The 1,037-nt window shown below is 62.5% G+C and carries 1 protein-coding gene; it reads left to right on the top strand.

All coding sequences use genetic code 11. The annotated features are described in order from the left end of the window. The first annotated feature begins 202 nt into the window (after positions 1 to 202). Complete coding sequence (locus tag CQ14_RS00005) at positions 203 to 985, top strand: class II aldolase/adducin family protein (RefSeq protein ID WP_057855928.1); 783 nt, start codon at positions 203 to 205, stop codon at positions 983 to 985. The last annotated feature ends 52 nt before the right edge of the window (positions 986 to 1,037 follow it).

Below are 1,037 nucleotides of genomic sequence, written 5' to 3'. Positions count from 1 at the left end.
CCCTCATCCGTCTCGCTGCCGCTGCGCGTCAGCGATCCACCTTCTCCCACAGGGGGAGAAGGGAAGGCGCGACAAATTCAGATGGCAGGCCCGCTGCAATTTCAGCCATGCCGGCGCCGGATTGCGCTACACTACTACACATAACGGCCATCAAAGCCTCCGCCGAGGGGCAGGCGCTACAAGCGGATCAGGGAGAACGCACATGCAGTTCAGGGTTTCGCCGAAGTCGCTCAGCGAATACAGCGCCGAGGAATGGCAGGCGCGGGTCGATCTCGCGGCCGCGCACCGGCTGGCCTTCATCCAGGGATTTTCCGAAGGCATCTTCAACCATCTGACCTTCGTGGTGCCTGATAAGAGCGACCGCTACTACCAGATCCCGTTCGGCACGCATTGGTCGGAGGTCACCGCTTCCTGCTTCATGGAAGTCGGCATCGACGACGGCGAGGTCAAGAGCGGCGAGGGCGAGGTCGAGCGCTCCTGCTATTGCATCCACGCGCCGATCCACAAGGCGCTGCCGCAGGCGAAGGCGGTGTTTCACACCCACATGCCGCATGCCAGCGCGCTGACGCGGCTGGAAGATCCCCGCATCAAGGAGATCGGCCAGACCGAGGTCGGTCTCTCCGGGGCGATTGCCTATGACGATGAGTATACCGGCCCGGCCCTCGATCCTGCTGAAGGCGCGCGGCTGGCAAAAGTCATTGGCGACAAGACCGTGCTGTTCATGGCCAATCACGGCATCTCCACCGTCGGCGCGACCGTCGCGGAAGCCTATGACATGCTCTATTACGTCGAGCGCGCCGCCCAGGTGCAGATCTATGCGATGTGGACCGGCCAGAGGCTGAAGCAGCTTCCCGCGCCCGTGGTGGAGAAAACCAAACGCGATTACAAGGACGAGCATCTCTACAAGGGACCGATGCCGGCGCAGCGGCATTTCGATGCGCTGAAGCGGATGCTGGACAGGAAAGAGCCCGACTACGCGACGTGAATTCTTCCCTTCTCCCCTTGTGGGAGAAGGTGGCGCGAAGCGCCGGATGAGG

This window comes from Bradyrhizobium lablabi (assembly GCF_001440475.1).
GTDB lineage: Bacteria > Pseudomonadota > Alphaproteobacteria > Rhizobiales > Xanthobacteraceae > Bradyrhizobium > Bradyrhizobium lablabi.
Note: the sequence above shows the minus strand (reverse complement) of the source record. Positions and strands in the feature narration are given on the sequence as shown.

Excerpts from the sequence above, each read along its gene's own strand:
- CQ14_RS00005 (WP_057855928.1), top strand. The coding sequence starts at position 203 with ATGCAGTTCAGGGTTTCGCCGAAGTCGCTCAGCGAATACAGCGCCGAG.